Origin of the sequence: Actinomadura sp. 7K507, from assembly GCF_004348425.1 — a bacterium.
GTDB lineage: Bacteria > Actinomycetota > Actinomycetes > Streptosporangiales > Streptosporangiaceae > Spirillospora.
In genome coordinates, this window is the sequence record NZ_SMKK01000032.1 from 27,910 (window position 1) to 49,067 (window position 21,158).

The window sequence follows — 21,158 nt, forward strand, 5'->3', positions numbered from 1 at the left end:
TCAACCTCCCAGGTAGTCGCTGGACAGCCGGTCTTCGATCTCGGCGGGCGGGCCGGCCGCCGCCACGCGCCCGTGCAGCATCAGCGCGGCGGTGTCGGCGATCGGCAGGACGGCGCGGGCGAACTGCTCCGCGACCAGCACCGACAGGCCGCCCTCGACCAGCTCGGCGACGGTCTCGTACATCCGGCTGACGATCATGGGCGCGAGGCCCATGGACAGCTCGTCGAGCAGCAGCACCGCCGGATCGGTGCCCAGCGCGCGCGAGAGCGCGAGCATCTGCTGCTCGCCGCCGGACAGCGATCCGGCGAGCTGCCTGCGGCGTTCCCCGAGGATCGGGAACCGGGTGTACGCCTTGTCCTCCACGTCCTCCAGCCGGGCGCCGGTCCCGGTCGCGGCCCACAAATTCTCCCGGACCGTCAGGTTGGGGAAGACCCCCCGGCCCTCCGGGATGGAGCACACGCCGAGGCGGGCCGCGTCCTGCGCGGAGATGCCGTTCACCTTGCGCCCGGCGAACCGCAGCTCGCCGGCCGACACTGGGTGCAGGCCGGCGCACACCCGCATGGTGGTCGACTTCCCGCCGCCGTTCGGGCCGAGGAGCGCCAGCAGCGAGCCCGGCCGCAACGCCAGGTCGACGCCGTGCAGTACCTCGATCGCGCCGTAGCCCGCGCGGACGCCTTCCAATTCGATCAGCGGCACGGCCTCCTCGGGAACGACGGTGGCCTCGGAGACGGGGGCGTCCCCCGCCGGGCGCGGCTTCGGAACCGCCTCACTCATGTGCGGCCTCCTCTGTGCCGATGTAGGCGGCGATGACCTCCGGGGACTCCTTGATCTCCGCCGGGGCGCCGGACGCGATGAGGGCCCCGTAGTCGAGGACGTGGATGGTGGAGCACAGCTTCATGACGAGCTGCAGGTCGTGCTCGACCAGGCAGATCGCGAGGCCCTCGCCGGCAAGGCCGGTGAGCATCTCGGCGAACGCCTCTGTCTCGCGGTCGGTCTGGCCGGACGCGGGCTCGTCCAGCAGGAGGACGCGTGGTGAGGTCATCAGCGCGCGCGCCACCTCCACGACCCGGGCCCGTCCGATGGGGATGTCGGACACGTCGCGGTCGGCGATGTCGGTGAGCCCGGTCCGCTCCAGGATCCTGTCGGTCTGCTCGTCCAGGTCGACGCGCTTGCGGGTGTTGCTCCGCAGGATGTCGCCCGCGACGCGGACGTTGTCGCGCACCGACAGGGACAGGAACAGCTCCAGGCGCTGGAACGTCCGCGCCATGCCGCGCCGCGCACGCTTGGCCGGGGACAGTTTGGTGATGTCGTCCCCGTCCAGGAACACCTGGCCGGACGCGGGTTTCTGCAAGCCGGTCATGATGTTGAACATCGTGGTCTTGCCGGCGCCGTTCGGGCCGATCAGCCCGGTGATCCGTCCCTCGTCCATGGTGACGCCCACGTCGTTCACGGCGGTGTTGCCGCCGAACCGGACGGTGACGCCCCGCGTTTCGAGGAGTGTTCTCCCTTCAGTCACCTCGGTTTCAAGCACGGGCCCCTCCCTTCTCCAGGGCGGTGACGGGCAGGCCGAGTTCGCGGTCGAGCCTGGCCCGCAGCTCGTCGGTGTAGGGCTCGTCCACGCCGACGAGTTCCAGCGGCACCGGACGGTCGCGCCGCCCCTCGTCCCCGCTCTTCCGAGCGAGGTACATGCGGCCGAGAAGCGGCAGCAGCATGACGGCGAACAGGGCGACGAGCGCGAACGTCCACGTCCCGATCACGCCGGTCAGCGCGAGGACGTACAGGACCACCCCGAACGCCCCCGCCCCGTAAAGGACGGTCTTGGCTTCGCGCTGCGGTGAACGGGACAGCGCCCGGTAGCCCTCGATGATGTCGTGGACGACACCGCTCGGGTTCCGGCCGACGCCCATCCCGACCAGCGCCGTCCCGACCAGCACGAGGTGGCCGAGCGCGTCGTAGATGGTGGACATGCCCTCGTTCTCCAGCGCGAGGTCGCTGAACGTCGACACCAGGACGGTCGCGCCGACGCCCGCCATCAGACCGCCGAACAGGGCGCCGCTGATGTAGCCGATGCCCGCGACCACGACCAGCATCAGCAGGGACAGGCTGCCGATGAAGGCGAAGTTCTCCTGCGCGACGGTGCCGTGCGCGGCCGACATCAGCACGCCGCCGAGCCCCGCGATCGCCGCGGAGATCATGAAGACGCTCAGCTTCAGCCGGACGAGGTTCTGCCCGAGCATCGCCGTCGCGGCGGGGCTGTCCTTCATCGCCGCGAGCCGCCGCCCGTAGCCGCCGCCGCGCAGCGCGGCGAGCCCGACCGCGATCAGCGCGAACAGCACCGTCGCGGTCATCAGGAACGTCGTCGCGTCCCGCAGGTCGAGCGGTCCGGCCTTCAGCGGCGGGACGACGAGCGAGCCGTCCGGGAACAGCGTGAACTCGAACCCGAACAGTTCGTGCCGGGTGGTGTCGCGCAGCACCATGTTCGCCAGGAACTCCCCGAACGCCAGCGTCGCCAGCGCCAGGTACAGGCCGCGCAGCCGCAGCGCGGGCAGCGCGACGAGCCCGCCGACCAGCGCCGCCGCGGCGACGCCCAGCAGCAGGCCCTGGACGTTCATGTGCGACGCCAGGCCCGTGCCCTCCACGCCGGCGTGGAACGCCACCACGGTCGCGACCGCGCCGAACGCCAGCGGCGCGAGGTTCAGCTCGCCCGCGTAGCCGGTCAGCACGGTCAGCGACAGCGCGATGATCGCGAACGTCATGCCGAGCGCGAACGTGCCGACGGCGCCGTCCGACAGCAGCAGGCTGTACAGGTACACGACCGCGACCAGCACACCGCCCCACACCGCGGCCGCCTTGACGGTCGGCGCCCGGTACCGCTCGCGGGTCCGGATCGCGGCCCCGCGCAGCCGGTCCTGGGGCAGCACCACCAGCACGACGAACAGCAGGATCATCGGCAGCGAGACGCGCAGGTTGCCGGCGAACGTGCCCGCCGACGGCAGGTAGGCGAGCACGTAGTTGGCGGCGAGGCCGAGCACGATCGCGCCGACGAGCGTGCGGGGGATGCTGCGCAGCCGCCCGAACATCGCCGCCGCGAACGCGTCGATCACCAGCAGGGTCAGCATGTTGGCGTCCAGGCCGCCGCCGCTGATCGGCACGATCAGCACCCCGGCCAGGACGGCGAGCGTCGAGCCGATCGCCCACGACAGCATCGCCGCCCGCTCGGGGTCGTGGCCGTTCAGCCGCAGCAGGTCGGGGTCGTCGACCGAGCCGCGCATGACCACGCCGGCCCGGCTGCGGGTGAACAGCACCCGCAGCCCGGCGGCGATCGCGGCGGCGGCGACCAGGCAGACGATCTCGTGGTACCGGATCACCACGCCGCCCACCGTGATCTTCGCGCCCGAACCGAAGAACATGTCCACGGTGTGGGGCTCGTCCGGGTTCCAGATCCACTGCGCCAGGTAGACGGTGCCGAGCAGCACCGCCACCGTCACGATGATCTTCGTGACGTCGGCGGTGCCGCGCAGCCCGCGCATGATGGCCGCGTGCAGCGCGGCGCCCATCGCCGGGCCGGCGAGCCCGACCACGACGATCAGCGCGAACCACACCGGCCAGCCCCACTGCACGGTGAAGTGCCAGTACAGGAACGCGCCGAACATCGCCTGCGCGCCGTGGGCGAAGTTGAAGATGCCCGAGGTGTTGTACGTCAGCACGAGCCCCGAGGCCGCGATGAAGTACACCGAACCCAGGACCAGGCCCAGGATCGTGTAGGTCAGGAACGTCGTCATTCATTCACCGCCATACGGTCACCGCTTCCGGCGGCCGGATCAGGACGTCTGGGGCTTGATGACGTCGTCGGTCAGGAACTTCGTCGAGATCCGGTCGTCGTTGAGCTTCGTCCCCCAGTTCGCCTCGTCGATCTCGACGACGAACTCGGGGCCGCACTGGAACTCGCCGACGTTCTTCGGGTGGATCTGCTCGTACTTCGTCTTGTTGAGCTTGACCATCAGCCCGCACGACGCCGGCTTGTTGTTGCCGGGGTCGGTCGGCGCGTGCAGGCCGCCGCCCGTCCACTCGTGCACCTTCGACAGCTCGTTGACCACGCACTGCCGGGTCAGGTCCGAGCCGCACTTCTGGGCGGACTGCGCCCACAGCAGGAACGACGAGGTGGCCTGCATGCCGAGCAGCGCGACCTTGCCCTTCTTGGCGTTGACGAGGTCCACGTACTGCTTGACCGCGGGGACCTCGCCGGCGTTCTCCAGCGGCTGGAAGATCATGCCGATGTGCAGGCCGTCACCGGCGCCCGAGGCGTTCCACTGGGAGACCGCCGAGCTGTACCAGGTCGCCTCGAAGACGTACTTCGGCTCGGCGCCCGCCCGCTCGATCGACTCCAGCAGGCTGAACTGGCCGGCGTCGGGCGAGTCCGACGACCACAGGTACTTCGCCCCGCAGTCCTTGATCTTCTCGGCGAACGGCATGTAGCTGCTCTCGCCCTTGTCGTTCAGCCGGACGCCGCAGTCCATCGGCTCCATGCCGACGTTCTTCATCGCGCCGGTGATCTTGTTGGTGCCCTGGCTGACGGCCGGGGACGTGGACAGCAGGATGTCCGTCTTCTCCTTGAAGTCGGGGAAGAGCTGCTCCGCGATGCGGAGCCCGCCGATGTTCATCAGGTCCACCGGGTACGGGACGGCCTCGTACTTCATCGGGCCCATCGCGGCGTTCGGGCCGACCGTGAAGCCCGCGACCGTCGGCAGCTTGCACGCCACCCGGTGCTGCTCGGCGGCCTCGTCCATCGCGAAGCCCTGCCCGACGAGGAAGAAGTCCTGCTTGCAGGCCTCCTGCACCACCTTCGCGGACTGCATGTAGGCGGCGTCGTACTGGTTGCCCTTGATCTCGCGCCCGTTGATGCCGCCCTGGTCGTTGCACCACTCGATCATGGCGCTGACGGCGTCGCCCATCTCCTTGGACAGTCCGGGCGCGGACGGGAATCCGCGGTCGTCGCCGAAGCCGACGGTGATCGCGTCGTCGGTGACGCCCTGGTCGGTCGTGCCCTTGGCGTCGCCCGGACCGCACGGGGACGCGAGCGTCCCGAACGTCTTGCTCGCGGAGGCGCCGCCGCCGTCCTGGCCGTTGCCGGCCGACAGGCCGTCGCCGCCGGACCGGTCGCTGGCGCAGGACGCGGTCGCGGTCGCCAGCGCGACCGCCAGGGCACCTGCCGCGAGGCGCCCGATTCTGCCGGTCTTCATCCGGTGTACTCCTTTCACCTGCCGCGTCGCGCGGCCAGTGGGGGGTGGTGGTAGGCGGGGGGCGGGTCTGTTCGCAGGGAGCAGCACCGAGGCGGCGCGCGCCGCCAGAGCGAGTGGCCAGAGTGAGTGGCCAGAGCGGATGGAACGTTCCTTTGCCCGATGTGGTGGGCCAGGTCGTCGGTGATGTCGGGGTATGGGGAGTGGCGCGGGCCGGGCCGTCAGCCGAAGTTGGCCTGGCCGCCGTCGAGCGGGATCGTCGCGCCGGTGAGGTAGCGCATGGCCGGCTGGACGAGCGTCACCACGGCCCTGCCGATGTCCTCTTCGCAGTCGCCGATGTAGCCGAGCGGGATCGTCTTGCGGAACTCCTCGGCCGCCTCGGGATCGTTCTCCGCCCACCACTGCAGCCCCGGTGACAGCGCGTGGGGAGCGATGTTGTTGGCGCGGATCCCGTCCGGTCCCCACTCGGCCGCGGCCGTGCGGGTCAGCGACCGGAGCGCCTGCTTGGCGGCCGCGTAGGCGCCGTAGGTGGACGGGTCCCAGCGGACCATGGCGGAGGTGACGAGGTTGACGATGCTGCCGCCGCCGCGCGCCTTCAGGTGCGGATGGCACGCCTTCATGAACGCGAACGCGGCGAACGGGCCGGTCTTGAAGCCCTTCTGGAACTTCGCGTCGGTCATCGACAGCAGCGGGCCGAAGGAGCCCGAATAGGCGTTGTTGACGAGGATGTCGATGCCGCCGAACGCGCCGGCGACCCGTTCGACCACCCCGGGGATCGCGTCGGTGTCGGCGACGTCGCAGACGAACGCCTCCGCCTTCGCGCCCCGCTCCCCGATCAGCTCGCACGTGGCGTCGAGCTTGGCCTTCGTCCGGCCCAGGACGGCGATGCCGGCGCCCTCGGACGCCAGCGCGAGGGCGATGCCCTGCCCCACGCCCTGCCCGGCCCCGGTCACGATCGCGACCCTGTCGCTGAGGCTTCCCATGTTCACCACTCCCGCTCAGTCCTGCTTGCGCGCCCAGCCGGCCCGTTCCGATCACGCCGTCACAGTCCGGTCTGCTCAGTCCTGGTGTGGGTCATCGTGATGTGACTCGGCGCACGTCATAGCCTCAGTCCCGCTCACCGGGAACGGTTTCGGTACGGGCCGCTCGCGGCGATCCCGCTGAGCGGAACTCCTGGTGAAGCGGGTGGCGCGGGCGCCGACAATGGGCGTCCGGCGTACAGGGCCGGGCGAGGAGGAAGAGGTCCGATGGAGATCATCCGGAAGCTGACCGGCCCCGGCGGCGAGTTCGAACTCCGGGAGGAGAACGTGCTCGGCACCCCGCTGCCGGTGTTCGCGAACCGCGCCCGCGGCCTCGGCGAGGTGCTCGCGCGATCGGCGGCCCACGGCGACCGGGACTACATCGTCACCGCGTCCGGCCGGATGAGCTTCGCCGAGCACGCCGCCGCCGTCGCGTCCATGGCCAGGGCCCTGCGGGACGACCTCGGCGTGCGGCCCGGCGACCGCATCGCGATCAACGCCGCCAACTCCCCCGAATGGATCGTCTCGTTCTGGGCGACGATCGCGGCCGGAGCCGTCGCGGTCGGCTACAACGCCTGGTGGGCGCCGCAGGAGATCGAGTACGCGCTCGGCCACACCGACCCGAAGATCGTCATCGCGGACGAGAAGCGGGCCGCGCTGATCTCCGAGGACGTCCTGACGGTCGAGCGGGACGTGCCCTCGCTGATGGCCCGCTACCCGGACGCCGAACTGGACATCCCCGACGTCGCCGAGGACGACCCGGCCGTCATCCTCTACACGAGCGGCACGTCGGGCCGCCCCAAGGGCGCCGTCCACTCGCACCGCAACCTGACCTCGGTGATCGAGTACCACCGGTACAACGACGCCATCATGAGCGAGTTCGGCATCGACCCGTCGGCCCGCCGCTACCTGCTCGCGCTCCCGCTGTTCCACATCGCGTCCCTGCACAACCTGGCCGTCCCGCGGCTCGCCACCGGCACCGCCGTGGTCATGCACATGGGCGGATTCGACGTGGACGAGGTGCTCGGCCTCGTCGAGAAGGAGCGGGTGACGAGCTGGGGCGCCGTCCCCACGATGGCGCACCGCATGATGGAGCACGGCGACCTGTCGAAGTACGACCTGTCGTCGCTGACCGCGTTCGCGCTGGCCTCCGCGCCGTCCTCACCCGCGTTCAAGGAGCGGCTCCAGTCCGTGTTCCCGCCGGCGCGCGGCGCCCTCGTCGACAGCTACGGCCTGACCGAGTCGTGCACCGCCATCTCCGTCGCCACCCCGATGGACCTCGCCGAGGCGCCCGGGACGCTCGGGGCGCCAAACCTCGGCGTCCAGGTGGAGGTCCGCGACCCGGAGGGCGAACCGGTCCCGGACGGCGTCGAGGGCGAGGTGTGCGCCCGCAGCGCCTACAACATGATCGGCTACTGGCGGGACCCCGAGGCCACCGACGCCGCCATCGGCGCTGACCGCTGGCTGCACACCGGCGACATCGGCGTCATGGAGCAGGGACGGCTGCGGCTCACCAGCCGCCGCTCCGACCTGATCATCCGCGGCGGCGAGAACATCTACCCGATCGAGATCGAGAACGTCCTGGCCGAGTACTCCGGGCTGCGGGAGTGCGCGGTCGTCGGCGTCCCCCACCCGGACCTGGGCCAGGAGGTGGCGGCGGTCGCCGTGTTCGCGGGCGCCGCGCCCTCCGCCGAGGAGCTGGCGGCCTTCGCCGGGGAACGCCTCGCCTACTTCAAGGTCCCGACGCGCTGGCACATCACCACCGACCCCCTCCCCCGCAACGCCACCGGCAAGGTCCTCCGCAAACAGATCGAAACGGAGATCGCCTGACCGTCGCCTGAGGCCGACGGTCACTTGAGGCAGTCGGTGCGGCGGCGCAGGCCGTTAGCGTCCAGCGTCCACGCGTCCGTGAGTTCCATCTCGGTCGTCGTGGTCTCGCTCTTGGCGCCGATGCCGAAGACCGCCTGAACACCGATCTCGGCGCCCTCCTTGTCGACGGTGCCCTGGTAGGTGTGGAGGTCGAGGGTCCCGCTGTCGCCGAGCCGGGAGAGCAGGTCGCCCGGCGCGGCGGGGTTCTTGAGGAAGGCCTCGAACGCCTGCCGGTTCCGCGGATCGGTGAGATCGAGCCCGAGGTTGACCTGCAGCATGCCCCGCGGATCGGTGGTGTTCGTGACGCCGACGCTGGTCGCCGCCGAGTCGAGCAGGTTGCCCAGGCGTCCCATCTCGCCGGTGGGCGCGTGGTCCATCGCCCCGGAGAGGTCGCCGTTCAGGCTGTTGACATTGCCGCTGAAGGCCATCTGGCCGCCGACCTGGAGCTTCTTCGGCCGTCCCTGCGCGTCGGTAGTGATCGCCAGGCTGACCTGGCCGTCGGCCTGGCCGTGCGCCTCCGGGCCGAGCAGGATGCCGAGCTTGCCCAGCGCCTTCGCGTCCACCTGGAAGGTCGTCGTGTCCTCCCCGGTGCGCTTGTTGTGCTCGACGATCGAGGACGCGCCGAGGCCCAGCTCGGCCGCGGCGTCCGCGCCGAACAGCGACGCCGCGATCTTGACAGTCCCTTCCCTGGTGACCTTGGTGTACTGCGACTGGACCATCTGGCTGCGCATGCCCTCAAGCATCGACTTGGCCTCCAGGTACTGGTCCCCCGACATCTGCCCCGACAGGGCCTCCAGGTCGAGCCGGCCGTTGGCCTTGAAGTACTGGAGGTAGAGTTCACGGTCCTGCTGCGTCTTCAGGTGCAGGATCTCCCCCTGTTCGGTGATCTCGGCGGCGGTCAGCTGGACGGAGCCGCCCGCGCCCTTCGGCAGGTCGAACGAGAACCCGATGGACTTGCCCTCGCCGTGGACGGTTCCCTCCTTCACGACCGCGCCGCCGTCGGAGAGGATCTGGACTCCCCGCGTCTCCCCGTTGACCTCGGTGTCGATCCCCAGCAGCGTCTGGCGGATGGTGTTGCGCTCCACCGCCGACACCACGCAGGGGTCCTGCTCGGCCGCGGAGTCGCGCTCGTCGCCGTCCCCTTCCGAACCGTCGCCGTCCCCGCCGCCACCATCGTCCGCGCCTGGCCGGCCGTCGCCGCATTCGCCGCCGAACAACGCGCAGACGGCGTCCTTGATGCCGGGCTCGGCGACGCCGGGGACGGCGGTGAACAGCAGCCCGACCACCATCGCCGCGACGCCGACGAGTGCACCGTATTCGAGCGCGCCGGCGCCCCGGTCGTTCCAACGCGCGCTTGCGTCCCGCGTTCCCCACCGCATGCCAAACCCCGTTCGGCCGCCCCCGGTACGACGCCCTCGCCGGGGCGTCCACGTACCCGGCTTAGATGGCCGGCGTACACACTCGGTTCCAGCGTGCTGCCGTGCCGTTACGCGGAAAGCCCCGGCCGCAGCCGGGGCTTTGAGGGGTTTGGAGCTTCAGCGGTCGCCGTGGGACAGGCTAGGGCTCGGGGCCCGTTCGGGCGTCGCCTGGCCGAGCCGCTCGTCCAGGAAGTCCTCCCAGGTGCGGGTGCCGTGGTCGGCGTCCAGGGTCAGGTTGTCGCCGGCGCGGTAGGCGCGGCCGGTCTTGCCCGGTATGCGGACGGGCATCGCCGGGCGGCGCTTGCCGCGCGCCTCGAGGTATCCGCGGACCAGCTCGTCCAGCCCGTAGACCTTCGGGCCGGCGAGGTCGGGCACCCGCTGGGACGGCTCACCGAGCGCCAGCCCGGCGATCCGTGCGGCGACGTCTCGCACGTCGACCGGCTGGAACCGGAGACCGCCCGGCTTCGGGACGACCGGGAGCTTCGCCATCTTCTGCACGACCTTCAGGACGAGGTCATGGAACTGGGCGGCACGCAGGATGGTCCACGGCACGCCCGAGTCGATCACGGCCCGTTCGGCGTCCAGCTGGCTCTTGAGCCAGGCAACCGGGACCCGGTCGGCACCGATGACCGAGATGAACACCAGGTGCTTCACGTCCGCCCGCGACACGGCCCGCACCAGGTTCCGGGCGGCCTCGTCGTCGCCCTTGGCGCCGCCCGCGAGATGGACGACGATCTCCGCACCTGCGACGGCGGCCTCGATCCCCTCGTTCTTGAGCAGGTCACCGGTCACGTACTCGATGCCGTCCACGGCCTCACGGCTGCGCCGGCTGAGCACCCGCACGTCACGGCCGGACTCGCGCAGAAGCGGAACGACGTGCTGCCCGAGCGTGCCAGTACCACCGGTGACCAGGATGGGTGCCGTCATGATTCCTCCAGACGCTCCCCGGCCCGAAAGCCGGATGAGCTTGTTATGTACAGCCACCGTCATGACTCACCGGACATCCGAAACGTGACATCCGCCGGTCGGGCCGTACCCTCGGTCCGTCTGGAGGGCGGAGCAGGACGGTCGCTCAGCGGTACGAGTCGATGAGCACGGCGAGGTGCCTGCCGGCGATCTCCAGCGGCGCCTCGCTCTGGGACACCTGTGCCGACAGCTCCGCGCCCTCCAAGAGGTTGATCACGGTGTGGGCGAGGTCGTGCGCCACGTCGCCGGCGAAGCCGGAGCCGGCGAGCTTGCCGCGGACCAGCGCGCGCCAGTTCTCGTAGGCGTCCTCCGCGGCCTGCTGGAGCTCCGGCACCAGGCCCGCGCTCTCCAGCGCCGTGATGGTGACGGGGCAGCCGTCCAGCCAGCCGGAGTCGCGCAGGCCCGCCGCCAGGTCGCGGGTGCAGGCGACGATCGCCGCGGCCGGATCGTCCTCCTCGGCGAACGCCGCCCGCAGGAACTCGGCGAACTCCCTGCCGCCGTGGCGGATCGCCTCCACCCCCAGCTCCCGCTTGCCGCCCGGGAAGAAGTGGTAGACCGAGCCCAGCGTCGCCTGGGCGTCCTGGGAGATCTGTTTGAGGCCGGTCGCCTCGTATCCCTGCCGCTGCATCAGGCGGGAGGTCGCCCGGACGATCCGTTCCCGGGTGCCGATCTCGTGCTGGGTCCGCATGAGCCCATCGTACTGAGTAGAGCGTTCGCTCTAATTCTGTGTTAACGTCACGGAACTAAGTAGATCGTTCTTTCTAGTGGTGAGGAGACATCGATGAAGTCCGTGACCGTGATCGGGCTGGGCCCCATGGGGCTGGCCATGGCCGGCGCCTATCTCGACGGCGGCTACGAGGTGACCGTGTGGAACCGCACGCCCGCCAAGGCGGACGCGCTGGTGGCGCGGGGCGCGAGGAGGGCGGAATCCGTCGAGGAGGCGCTCACCGCCAACGAGCTGGTGGTACTGAGCCTGATCGACTACGACGCGATGGACGCCGTCCTGGCGCAGGCCCCGGACACCGCACTGGCCGGGCGCACGCTGGCCAACCTCACCTCCGACACCCCGGACAGGGCACGCCAGGCGGCCGCGTGGCTGGACGAGCGCGGTGCCGTGCAGATCACCGGTGGCGTGCAGGTGCCGCCTCCGGGCATCGGAACACCCGGCGCAACCTCCTACTACAGCGGCCCCGAAGAGGCGATCGAAGCGCACCGGCCCGCCCTTGAGGTGCTCACCGGGATCGAGTACCTCGGCGAGGACCACGGTCTGGCAGCGCTGTACTACCAGATCGGGATGGACATGTTCTGGACGGCGCTGTCCGGCTACCTGCACGGCCAGGCGCTGGCGGAGGCCAACGGAATCTCCGCCGAGGACTTCCTGCCGCATGCCGTGAAGACGATGGACCTCCGCTATTTCCAGGAGTTCTACGCGCCGCGCATCACCGCGGGCGACCACGAGGGGACCGTCGACCGGATCTCCATGGGCGTGGCGAGCCTGGAGCACGTGCTGCACACCGCGCACGCGTCCGGCGTGGACGGCTCACTTCCGGCCGCCGTCCTGAAGGTCTTCCGCGACGGGGCCGCCGCCGGCCACGGCCAGGACAGCCTCACCAGCCTGATCGGCGTGCTGAAGCAGAGCTGACGCAGAAGGACACGACCCCGCCGGGCATCCCGGCGGGGTCGTGGTCGTTGCGGGTCGTGGTCGTTGCGGGTCCCGTTGCCGGGTGGGTCTCGTTACTGGGGGGCCAGGATGATCGTCCACATTGACGCGCGGCTGTTCGCGTTGGTGGTGGCGGTCTTGCCGCCGTAGTCGCCGGTGGCGACGGGGCCGCCGCTGTCGGCGATCAGGCTGGTGATGCGGCCGCCACCGGACCCGATGCCCGTGCCGCGGGTCGTGACACCGGCGGGCGCCGTCCACGACGTGGTGCTGGACGACTTGTCGCCCCAGTACGTCACCGCCCACGAACCGGCCGCGCCGACCTGAGCCTCCGGGCTGGGGTGCCCGGTGACCGGATCGGAGTCGGTGCCCTTGGCCACCGCGGCGATCGGGTCCGAGGTGTTGGTCCCTTCGTAGGCCAGCAGGCGGATGTCGGCCTTGGTGTAGCCGCTCAGCCCGATGTCGACCTGCTGCCCGGCGTCACCGGCCTGCGCGACCCGCTTCCACAGGACCGACGTCGCGTTACCGGCCTCCTGGCTGTCGACCTGCGTCCAGCCCGGCGGCGGCGTCGTCACCTCGTGGTCGCCGCTGTTGAAGGTCAGCACCATGACCAGGCCGTCGCCGGGCTGGACCGACGCCGGGATCTGCGCGTAGGCGGTCGAGACGTTGGCGTTGCCGCCCGAGCCGCCGCGGAACGAGATGCCCGCCTGGTTCGGGGCCACCGTGACCTGCTCGGACGTGGTGCCCGTGCCGCCGCGGTCGTCGGTCACCGTCACCTTCACGTTGTAGGTCCCGGCCTCCTCGTAGCCGTGCTCCGGTGTCGCGCCCGTGCCCGACTCGCCGTCACCGAAGTCCCACGCGTACGTCTCGATCTCGCCGTCGGGGTCCGCCGAGGCGGACGCGTCGAAGGAGCAGTCGAGGGCTGCGCAGGTGCTGCTCAGCGCGGCGGTCGGCTCCTGGTTGGCCGCTCCGCCGCCGGCTCCGCGGGCGAGGACGATCGTCCACATGGCGGCGCGGCTGCCGGCGTCGGTCGTCGCGGTCTTGCCGCCGTAGGTCCCGGCGGCGACGATGCCGCCGCTGTCGGCGATCAGGCTGGTGATGCGGCCGCCACCGGACCCGATGCCCGTGCCGCGGGTCGTGACACCGGCCGGGGCCGTCCACGACGTGGTGCTGGACGACTTGTCGCCCCAGTACGTCACCGCCCACGAACCGGCCGCGCTGACCGGCGCGTTCGGGCTGGTGTGCTGGGTGACGGCACCGGCGTCGGCGCCCTTGCCGACCGCGGCGATCGGGTCGGAGGCGTTGGTGCCGTCGTAGGCCAGAAGGCGGATGTCGGCCTTGGTGTAGCCGCTCAGCCCGATGTCGACCTGCTGCCCGGCGTCACCGGCCTGCGCGACCCGTTTCCACAGGACGGAGGTCGCACTGCCCACCGTCTGGGTGTCGACCTGCGTCCATCCTGGCGGCGGCGTCGTCATCGAGTGGTCGCCGCTGCTGTAGGTCAGGATGAGGACCATGCCGTCGCCGGGCTGGACCGACGCCGGGATCTGCGCGTAGGCGGTGGAGACGTTGGCGTTGCCGCCCGAGCCGCCGCGGAAGGCGATGTCGGTCTGGTTCGGCGAGACCGTGATCTCCTGGGACTTGGTGCCCGTGCCGCCGCGGTCGTCGGTCACCGTGAGCTCCACGGTGTAGGTCCCGGCCTCCTCGTAGGTGTGCTCCGGCGTCGCGCCCGTACCGGTGCCACCGTCGCCGAAGTCCCACGCGTACGACGCGATCGAACCGTCGGGGTCGGCCGAGCCGGACGCGTCGAACGCGCAGTCGAGGGCCTCGCAGTTGCTGGTGAAGGTGGCGTTCGGCGCCTGGTTCGGCGTCCCGGCGAACAGGAACACCGCGCGGCCGCGCCAGTCGTCGGTGCTCACCTCGGTGGAGTCGCCGGACGGCACCCCCGCCTCGGAGAACGCGACCCGGTAGAGCCTGCCGTTGCCGTTGTTGACGTAATAAAGGTGCTCACCGTCGACGAACATCCCGCCGGCGGTGCTCCAGCTCATGCCGGGCAGGTTGCCGACGGCCGTGAACTCCTGGGCGCCGACGACGTTGCTCTCGGGCGTGAACGTCCGGTAGTAGAGCGCGGAGTTCCCGCGCGTGTAGTAGATCCGGCCGTTGGAGAAGAACATGCCGGTGATGTCGTCGACCTGCCCGTGCCAGGTGGACATGTTGACGAGCTGGTCGGCGGTGTCGATCTCGGTGGGGGTGCCCAGCGTGGTGCCGTCGAAGGTGCGGCGGTTGAACGATCCGTCCGCACCGCCGTAGAACAGCTCGCTGTTGATCATGAAGGCGCCGCGGGCGGACCTCCAGTCGACGCCGGCCGTGCCGTCGCTGACCTCGTCCCCGGCCGTGGTGCCGTCGAACGAGCGGTGCTTGAGGTAGTTCTGCGCCCCGGCCCCGACGCCGCCGGCGAGGTAGACGTTGCCGGGCAGCTCACCGGTGTGGTTCGGCGGGATCGCCGTGCCGCCGGCGAGCGGGAACAGCGCGAGCTTCGGATGCCATTCGCCGCCGATGTTGTCGGTGTCGCTGCCGACGTACAGGCCCTCCGAGGTGGCCAGCATGTCGAAGACCCCGACGCCCTTGTCGCGGCCGGGGTTCCAGCTGAACGGCAGGCCGCTGGCGGGGTCGAGCGCGGCGATGCCCTCGCGGGCGACGGCGCCCTGGCCGGGACGGTCGCCGGCGAACGGGTTGTTGGCCCAGCGGAAGTGGCCGCCGACGTAGACGGCGGTGTCGGTGATCTCGACGGCGTAGCTGGTGTCGCCCCCGGTGTAGTTCACCCAGGTGGGCTGCTGGCCGCCGCCGGTCGTGGCGCTCTCGAAGCGGGCGTGGGTGTCGCACAGCTTGGACGAGCCGCCGTACGCGCCGGTGGTCGTCACGACGAAGAAGCCGCCGTCGGGCGAGAAGTCGACGTCGCGCATGTAGGTGTCGAACGACTGGGAGCACTGCTCGCCGTAGCGGGTGGTGTCCCAGTTCGCGAGCTGCGCGCTCCCGCCGGTGAGGTCGACCATGACGATCTGGCGCCGGGTGGCGCCGCCGACCGAGTTGAAGTTGCCGATGCCGACGAGCTTGGAGCCGTCGGGGCTGATGTCCATCTTGTAGATCTGGGTGACGCCGTCACCGGTCTGGGTGCCGGCGAAGTTCAGGTCGACGAAGTCGTCGCGAGCGCCGGTCTGCGGGTCGAGGGTCGCGAGCGCGGGCCGCGACGCGCCGCCGGCGGTGGCGAAGGTGCCGCCGACGTACAGCCGGCCGCCGGCCAGCCGCAGGTCGCGTACCCGGGCGCTGAGCTGCGGGTCGAACGAGGTGATCGGAGCGCCGGTCTGGGCGTTGAGCCGGGCGAGCACGAAGTGGCGGGCGCCGTTGATCTCGCTGAAGTTGCCGCCGACGTAGACGGACTGGCCGTCGGGGGCGGCGAGCAGCGCGCTGGCCTCGCCCTTGTTCAGGTCGGGTGCGAAGTTCGGGTCGATCGCGCCGGTCGCGGCGTCGAAGGCGAACAGCCGGTTGCGGGTCAGCGTGGGCTTGCCGCCACCGGGCTCCTTGACCTGGGTGAAGGAGCCGCCCACGTAGATCTTGCCGCCGATCTTGATGATCGACTTGACCTGGCCGTCCAGGACCTGCGGGGTGTGGTCCGCCGGGTCGGCGCCGACCACGCGCCCGTGGTCGAGTTCCGATCCCCTGCCGTCCGCGTGCGCCGGGGCCGTGACCAGGCCCGTCAGCGTTCCCAGCGCGAGGACCGCGCCCGCCGCGATGGTCCCCCACCTTCGTCTGCCCATCGACCCCTCCGTGCAATGTAGAACCAAAGCCGTCGTATCGTGCGCGTAAAGGTGACCGGCGCCGAGCAAGCGTAACCAGTGACTGGAAGACGCCGACGTTCGGATCCCTAACGTTTAGGTTTCAACCATCGGGCGTCATCGCGGCCGGGTCTCGCGAGGAACGTGCCCGCATGTCTGCGGGCACGTCCATCGCGTCCCCCGAGGTACGCTGCGCACCTCGGAAGGACGCTCATGGGGCCGCGGCGGACGACCGGAAAGCGTGGCCGAAAATGGCCACCACCCGGTGTCGCCCCAGGCAGACGGCCGGACGTCCTCCAACGATGTGCCTCCTTACGATGCGGGGGTGCGTCCGGTGACCGGACGGCGCGGTCCGCGCACCCGACGGTGCGCCGACCCGACGGTGCACCGAAGGAACGGTGCGTCGAGGGAACGGAGCGGTGATTGACCGGGACGCGAGGGATCGCGGGGAGCACGCCCCTCGCGCCACAGCGGCTGCTGCCGTGGCGCACGCAGCCGGGATGGCCGCTCAGCGTCGCGCTGCTCGGTTTCCCGCTGTGGTGGATCCTCGGCCTCGCCAACGTGGTGCTGCTCGTCATGACGGTGCCGATGGCGGTGACGCTGTGGCGGCGGCGCGGCACGCTCGTCGCGCCCGGCGGATTCGGCGTGTGGCTGTTCTTCCTGGTGTGGGTCATGCTGGGCGTGCTCGTGCTGTGGGCGGACGCTCCCCTCGCCGAACCCGGCGGCGGCGCCAGCCGGCTCCTGGTCTACGGATGGCGGCTCGCCTGGTACTTCTCGTTCACAGTCGTCCTGCTGTACATCGGCAACCTCAGCGAACGCGAACTGCCGTCCGGCCGGATCGGCAAGCTGCTCGGCTTCATGTTCGTCGTGACGACCGTCGGCGGCCTGATCGGATCGTTCTTCCCCTCGATCCAGCTCACCTCGCCGGTCGAGATGATGCTGCCGCAGGGGCTGGCGGAGAACTCCTTCGTCCGCGACATCGTCCATCCGAAGGTCGCCGACGTCGAGTCGATCCTCGGGTTCGACCAGGCCCGGCCGATGGCTCCGTTCGCCTACGCCAACACATGGGGCGCCGCCTACGCGTTCTTCCTCCCGTACTTCCTGCTGACGTGGGTCGTGCGGGCCGGGACGAGGCGCCGCGTGATCGCGTTCGCCATCCTGGCCGCGTCGCTGTGGCCGGTGGTGTACTCGCTCAACCGGGGCCTGTGGGCGGCGCTCGGCGTGATGGGACTGTTCGGGGTCGTCAAGCTCCTCCAGGTCGGCGGCCAGCGGGTGATCGCCTGGACGGCGGGGATGGCGGCCGTCGGCGCGATCGTCGTGGCGCTGTCACCGCTGCCCGGTCTCGTCCAGGACCGGCTGGAGAACCCGCACAGCAACAACCGCCGCACGCTGCTCGCCGAGGAGACGACCCGGAGCGCCCTGACCGGGTCCCCCGTGGTCGGATTCGGCTCGACCCGCAACGTGCAGGGCGACCTCGGCCAGGTCGCGGGCGGCGCGAAGGTCGGCTGCAAGGCGTGCGAGTCGCCGCCGCTCGGCACGCAGGGGCACCTGTGGCTGCTGCTGTTCGCCAACGGGCTGGTCGGGACGATCGCGTTCTGCGCGTTCTTCACGCTCCGGTTCTTCCGGCACTGGCGCGACCGCGGCGCGTACTCGCTGGCGGGCTGCGCCGTCCTGATCTCCTGCGGGCTGTTCATGATCACTTACGACATGGTGGAGGTACCGCTGTACACGGTGATGATCGCGGTCGCGCTGATGTGGCGGGCCAGGCGGGACGCCCGCGGCGAGGCCCGGCCCCTCCCGTTCGCCCGCAGCCTCACAGCCGGGACGCCCCGGTGAGCGGCGAGGCGAGCGGCCCGGTGAGCGGCCCGGTGAGCGGCCCGAAGAGCGGCGAGGCGAGCGGGGCCCGGCCGGACGGCGACCAGGTGCGCCGCGCCTGGATCGAGGCCGTCGAGGAGCTGTGGCCGGACGCGCGCGTCGAGAGCGTCGCCCCCGGCGAGTCGGACGGCGCCCGCCGCGAGCTCGCGTTCCTGCCGGACGCCGAACGGCCGCGGCTGCTGGTGCCGGCCGGGCTGCCGGGCGCCGCAGCGGCCGCGCTGCGCCGCTACAGCCACGACCTCGGCCTGAAGCAGCGCGCCTCGCGCGGGCTCACCGCGGCGGCCGTCCGCACCGGCCTGCCCGAGCGGACGCTGAAGGACCGGCTGCGGATCACCGGCGGCGGCGTGTCGGTCGAGGACCACCTGGCCGAGCTGCTCGGCCGCCCGGTCGTGGTCAGCGTCGGCCTCGGCAGCGCCCGCGCCAACCGCAAGCCGATCCTGCACGTGCTGTCGCCGCGCGGAGAACCGGTCGCGTTCGTCAAGGTCGGCGACACCGGCACCGCCCGCGACCTGCTGTCCGGCGAGGCCGCCGCCCTCACGTACCTGAACGAGCGGCTCGACGGGCGGCTGGACGGGGCGGGCTCGCGGGCGCGGCCGCACGTGCCGCGGCTCCTTCACCACGGGACGTGGCGCGGGCTGGACCTGCTCGTCCTGGAGCCGCTGCCCACCAGCGCGCGCGGCTGGCGTCCCCGCGGCCGGGCGCCGCTGGCCGAGATGCGGACGCTGTTCGAGGTCGGCGGTGTCGAGCGGGCCCCGCTGCGCGACAGCGGCTTCTGGGACACGATGACCGCGAGCCCCGCCCGGATCCTGGACGAGCGGCAGCGCGACCGGTTCGGCGACGTCATCGAGACGACCGGGAAGGCGCACGGCGAACTGGTCCTCGACTTCGGCGCCTGGCACGGCGACTGGACGCCGTGGAACATGGCCTGGCACCGCGGCGTGCTGCGCGTGTGGGACTGGGAGCGGTTCGCCCGCGGCGTCCCGAACGGGTTGGACCTGCTGCACTACCGGCTGCAGGAGGCGATGCGCACCGCGTCCGGCCCGCCCTACGCGGCCTGGCCGGACGCCGCGTCCCGGACGCTGGAGCCGCTCGGCCTCACCGGCGCCGCCGCGGACGCCACCGTCCGCCTCTACCTGCTGGAGCTGTGCCGCCGCTACCTGCTGGCGGCCCAGGAGCCGATCGGCGGGCCGCTGCGCGCCGACACGGAACGGCTCCTGGACCTTCTACGCTCCCATCCGCCGCACCCCGGGAGGAATCCGTGATCTCACGCCGCGACGCCCCGCAGTGGGTCAAGGAGGCCGGCCGCGCGGCCACCCGCGCCGGCGGGCGGCTGACCTCCGGCGCCCGGATGCTGCCGGACTTCCTCATGGTCGGGACGCAGCGCGGCGGCACGACGTCGCTGTTCCGGGCGCTGGCGGCGCACCCCGCGGTCGTCCAGCCGAACTTCCACAAGGGCGTGCACTTCTTCGACGTCGACTACCCGCGCGGCCTCGGCTGGTACCGGGGGCACTTCCCGGTCCGCTCGCTCGCCGAGCGCCGCGCAGCGCAGGCGGGCGCCCCGGACGGGACGAGCCCGCGGGCCTTCGAGTCGGCCGGCTACTACATGCACCACCCGCTGGCACCGGAGCGGATCGCACACGACCTGCCCGGCGTGAAGCTGATCGCGCTGCTGCGCGACCCGGTGGTGCGCGCCTACTCCGCGCACAAGCACGAGCTGGCCCGGGGGTTCGAGACCGAGCCGTTCGAGCGGGCGCTGGACCTGGAGCCGGAGCGGCTCGCCGGCGAGGTCGACAAGATCAAGGCCGACCCGTCCTACGTCAGCCACAGCCACCGCCACCACTCCTACGTGGACCGCGGCCAGTACGCCGACCAGATCGAGCGGCTGCTGGAGCTGTTCGGGCCGGAGCGGGTGCTGGTGGTGTACGCGGAGGACTTCTTCTCCGAGCCCGAGCCCTGCTACGACTCGATCCTGGAGTTCCTCGGCCTGCCGCAGTGGCGGCCCGCCTCGTTCGAGCGGCACAACGCCCGGCCGGGGTCCCCGCTGCCGGACCACCTGCACCGCCGCCTCGCCGACCACTACGCCCCCTACGACGACAAGCTCGCCGCGCTCCTCGGCGCCGAACCGGCGTGGCGCCGGACGGAACCCCGGTAGGACGGCGATGACCTTGGAACGGCGATGAGCAAGCGCACCCTCGGCCCCTCCAGCGTGCAGGCGGAACCGCCGCTCGCGCCGGACTCGATCCCCGTCACCCGGTTCGCGGGCGCCATCCGGCGGCACCTGGCGGCGCTGATGATCGCCGTGCTGGCCGGCGGGGCGCTCGGCGTCGCCAAGGTCGCGGTGACCCCCGCGACCTACACCGCGAACATCTCGGTGCTGGCGCCGCCGGTCGCGCTGCATCCGGGCGTCGACATCGGGTCGGCGCTCGAAACCCAGCTGAAGCAGCCGCGCGAGACGACGATGGACACCGAGGCGCAGCTCGTCTGGTCCGACCATGTGCTGGCCCAGCTGGCGAAGCGTCCCGGCTTCGACGCCTCCGACGAGGAGCTGCGCGACCGCATCGGCCTGACGGTGCCGACCAGCACGCACGTCCTGACGATCGGCGTGCGCGCCGGGACGCCGGCGACCGCGCGCGACGGCGCCGAGGTCGTCGCCGACGCGTACCTGAAGCTGCGCACCCAGATCCTCGGCAAGGTCCAGGAAGGCAACCGCCAGGCGCTGGAGCAGAACCTCATCCTGCTCGAAACCCAGCTGAGGGCCCTGCCGGGCGACAAGGACGAGCTGCGCCGGATCACCACCCGCACCCGCCGCCAGGAGATCGTGAAGCAGATCCGCGAGGTGGAGAACCAGCTCTCCGGCCTGAAGACCAAGCAGGAGCAGCCCGGCGAGGTGCTGCGGGCCGCCGGGCTGCCCGAGACGCGCGACGACCCCGAGCGCGACATCGCGGGCGCGACCGGCATCGGCCTCGGGCTGCTGGCCTGGGTGGCGTACGTCCTGCTGCGCGAGACGCGGCCGCGCCGCATCCGGCGGCCCGCCGACCTGCGGCTGCACAGCCGACTGCCCATCATGGTGGAGGCGCCGACGCTGGGCGGCGGGCACCGGGAGGTCTGCCGGCGGCTGCGCAACCTGGTCTTCGACACCGAGGCCACCACCGTCCTCGTCGTCGGCGTCCCCGCCTCCGCGGGCACCGAGCTGGCCTACGAGCTGGCCGAGCTGTGCACCGAGGGCGGCTCGGCGACGACCGTGCTGCGCATCGCCGCGGACGGCGAGGGCCCCGGCGACCCGTCCC

The 21,158-nt window shown here is 71.5% G+C and carries 15 protein-coding genes; 6 read left to right on the forward strand and 9 right to left on the reverse strand.

Annotated elements, in window-relative coordinates:
* The 5 genes from E1285_RS10180 to E1285_RS10200 form a co-directional block, all read right to left on the reverse strand.
* Positions 1-774 carry an ABC transporter ATP-binding protein gene (locus tag E1285_RS10180; RefSeq protein ID WP_132150487.1) on the reverse strand — a complete coding sequence of 258 codons (774 nt, stop codon included), beginning with the start codon at positions 772-774 and terminating at the stop codon, positions 1-3.
* Positions 767-1,531, reverse strand: coding sequence for an ABC transporter ATP-binding protein (locus E1285_RS10185; protein WP_243722696.1), 765 nt, complete (start codon positions 1,529-1,531; stop codon positions 767-769). Before E1285_RS10185 ends, E1285_RS10180 begins: the two co-directional genes overlap by 8 nt.
* Complete coding sequence (locus tag E1285_RS10190) at positions 1,524-3,782, reverse strand: ABC transporter permease (RefSeq protein ID WP_132150489.1); 2,259 nt, start codon at positions 3,780-3,782, stop codon at positions 1,524-1,526. Before E1285_RS10190 ends, E1285_RS10185 begins: the two co-directional genes overlap by 8 nt.
* A 39-nt stretch (positions 3,783-3,821) precedes the next feature.
* Complete coding sequence (locus E1285_RS10195) at positions 3,822-5,240, reverse strand: ABC transporter substrate-binding protein (protein ID WP_132150491.1); 1,419 nt, start codon at positions 5,238-5,240, stop codon at positions 3,822-3,824.
* A gap of 218 nt (positions 5,241-5,458) precedes the next feature.
* Complete coding sequence (locus E1285_RS10200) at positions 5,459-6,220, reverse strand: SDR family oxidoreductase (RefSeq protein ID WP_132150493.1); 762 nt, start codon at positions 6,218-6,220, stop codon at positions 5,459-5,461.
* A 264-nt stretch (positions 6,221-6,484) separates the two neighbouring features.
* Between E1285_RS10200 and E1285_RS10205 the strand changes: the two genes are divergently transcribed.
* The gene (locus E1285_RS10205) at positions 6,485-8,086 is read left to right on the forward strand and encodes a class I adenylate-forming enzyme family protein (protein WP_132150495.1); all 1,602 of its coding nucleotides are present in this window, start codon (positions 6,485-6,487) and stop codon (positions 8,084-8,086) included.
* Between the two features lie 20 nt (positions 8,087-8,106).
* Here E1285_RS10205 and E1285_RS10210 read toward each other — a convergent pair whose 3' ends face one another.
* The 3 genes from E1285_RS10210 to E1285_RS10220 form a co-directional block, all read right to left on the reverse strand.
* Positions 8,107-9,504 carry a hypothetical protein gene (locus tag E1285_RS10210; protein ID WP_132150497.1) on the reverse strand — a complete coding sequence of 466 codons (1,398 nt, stop codon included), beginning with the start codon at positions 9,502-9,504 and terminating at the stop codon, positions 8,107-8,109.
* Between the two features lie 156 nt (positions 9,505-9,660).
* Entirely contained in the window at positions 9,661-10,470 is an 810-nt protein-coding gene (locus tag E1285_RS10215) for an NAD(P)H-binding protein (protein ID WP_132150499.1), read from the reverse strand.
* A gap of 145 nt (positions 10,471-10,615) precedes the next feature.
* Positions 10,616-11,197, reverse strand: coding sequence for a TetR/AcrR family transcriptional regulator (locus E1285_RS10220; RefSeq protein ID WP_132150501.1), 582 nt, complete (start codon positions 11,195-11,197; stop codon positions 10,616-10,618).
* A gap of 93 nt (positions 11,198-11,290) precedes the next feature.
* On the opposite strand from E1285_RS10220, the gene E1285_RS10225 reads away from it, so the two are divergent.
* A complete protein-coding gene (locus E1285_RS10225) occupies positions 11,291-12,151 on the forward strand; it encodes an NAD(P)-binding domain-containing protein (protein WP_132150503.1) in 861 nt (286 codons plus the stop codon).
* A 92-nt stretch (positions 12,152-12,243) separates the two neighbouring features.
* Here the strand turns inward: E1285_RS10225 and E1285_RS48125 are convergent, their stop codons facing one another.
* A complete protein-coding gene (locus tag E1285_RS48125) occupies positions 12,244-15,978 on the reverse strand; it encodes a PKD domain-containing protein (protein ID WP_132150505.1) in 3,735 nt (1,244 codons plus the stop codon).
* A gap of 441 nt (positions 15,979-16,419) precedes the next feature.
* Here E1285_RS48125 and E1285_RS10235 point away from each other — a divergent pair, with 441 nt between their 5' ends.
* The 4 genes from E1285_RS10235 to E1285_RS10255 form a co-directional block, all read left to right on the forward strand.
* Entirely contained in the window at positions 16,420-17,832 is a 1,413-nt protein-coding gene (locus E1285_RS10235) for a hypothetical protein (protein ID WP_243722698.1), read from the forward strand.
* A complete protein-coding gene (locus tag E1285_RS10245) occupies positions 17,829-19,133 on the forward strand; it encodes a hypothetical protein (RefSeq protein ID WP_243722700.1) in 1,305 nt (434 codons plus the stop codon). The genes E1285_RS10235 and E1285_RS10245 overlap by 4 nt, the downstream gene beginning before the upstream one ends.
* Positions 19,130-20,023 carry a sulfotransferase domain-containing protein gene (locus E1285_RS10250; protein WP_132150507.1) on the forward strand — a complete coding sequence of 298 codons (894 nt, stop codon included), beginning with the start codon at positions 19,130-19,132 and terminating at the stop codon, positions 20,021-20,023. The genes E1285_RS10245 and E1285_RS10250 overlap by 4 nt, the downstream gene beginning before the upstream one ends.
* A 24-nt stretch (positions 20,024-20,047) precedes the next feature.
* Positions 20,048-21,158 (forward strand): hypothetical protein (locus E1285_RS10255; RefSeq protein WP_132150509.1); only part of this gene is annotated, 1,111 nt, incomplete at its 3' end.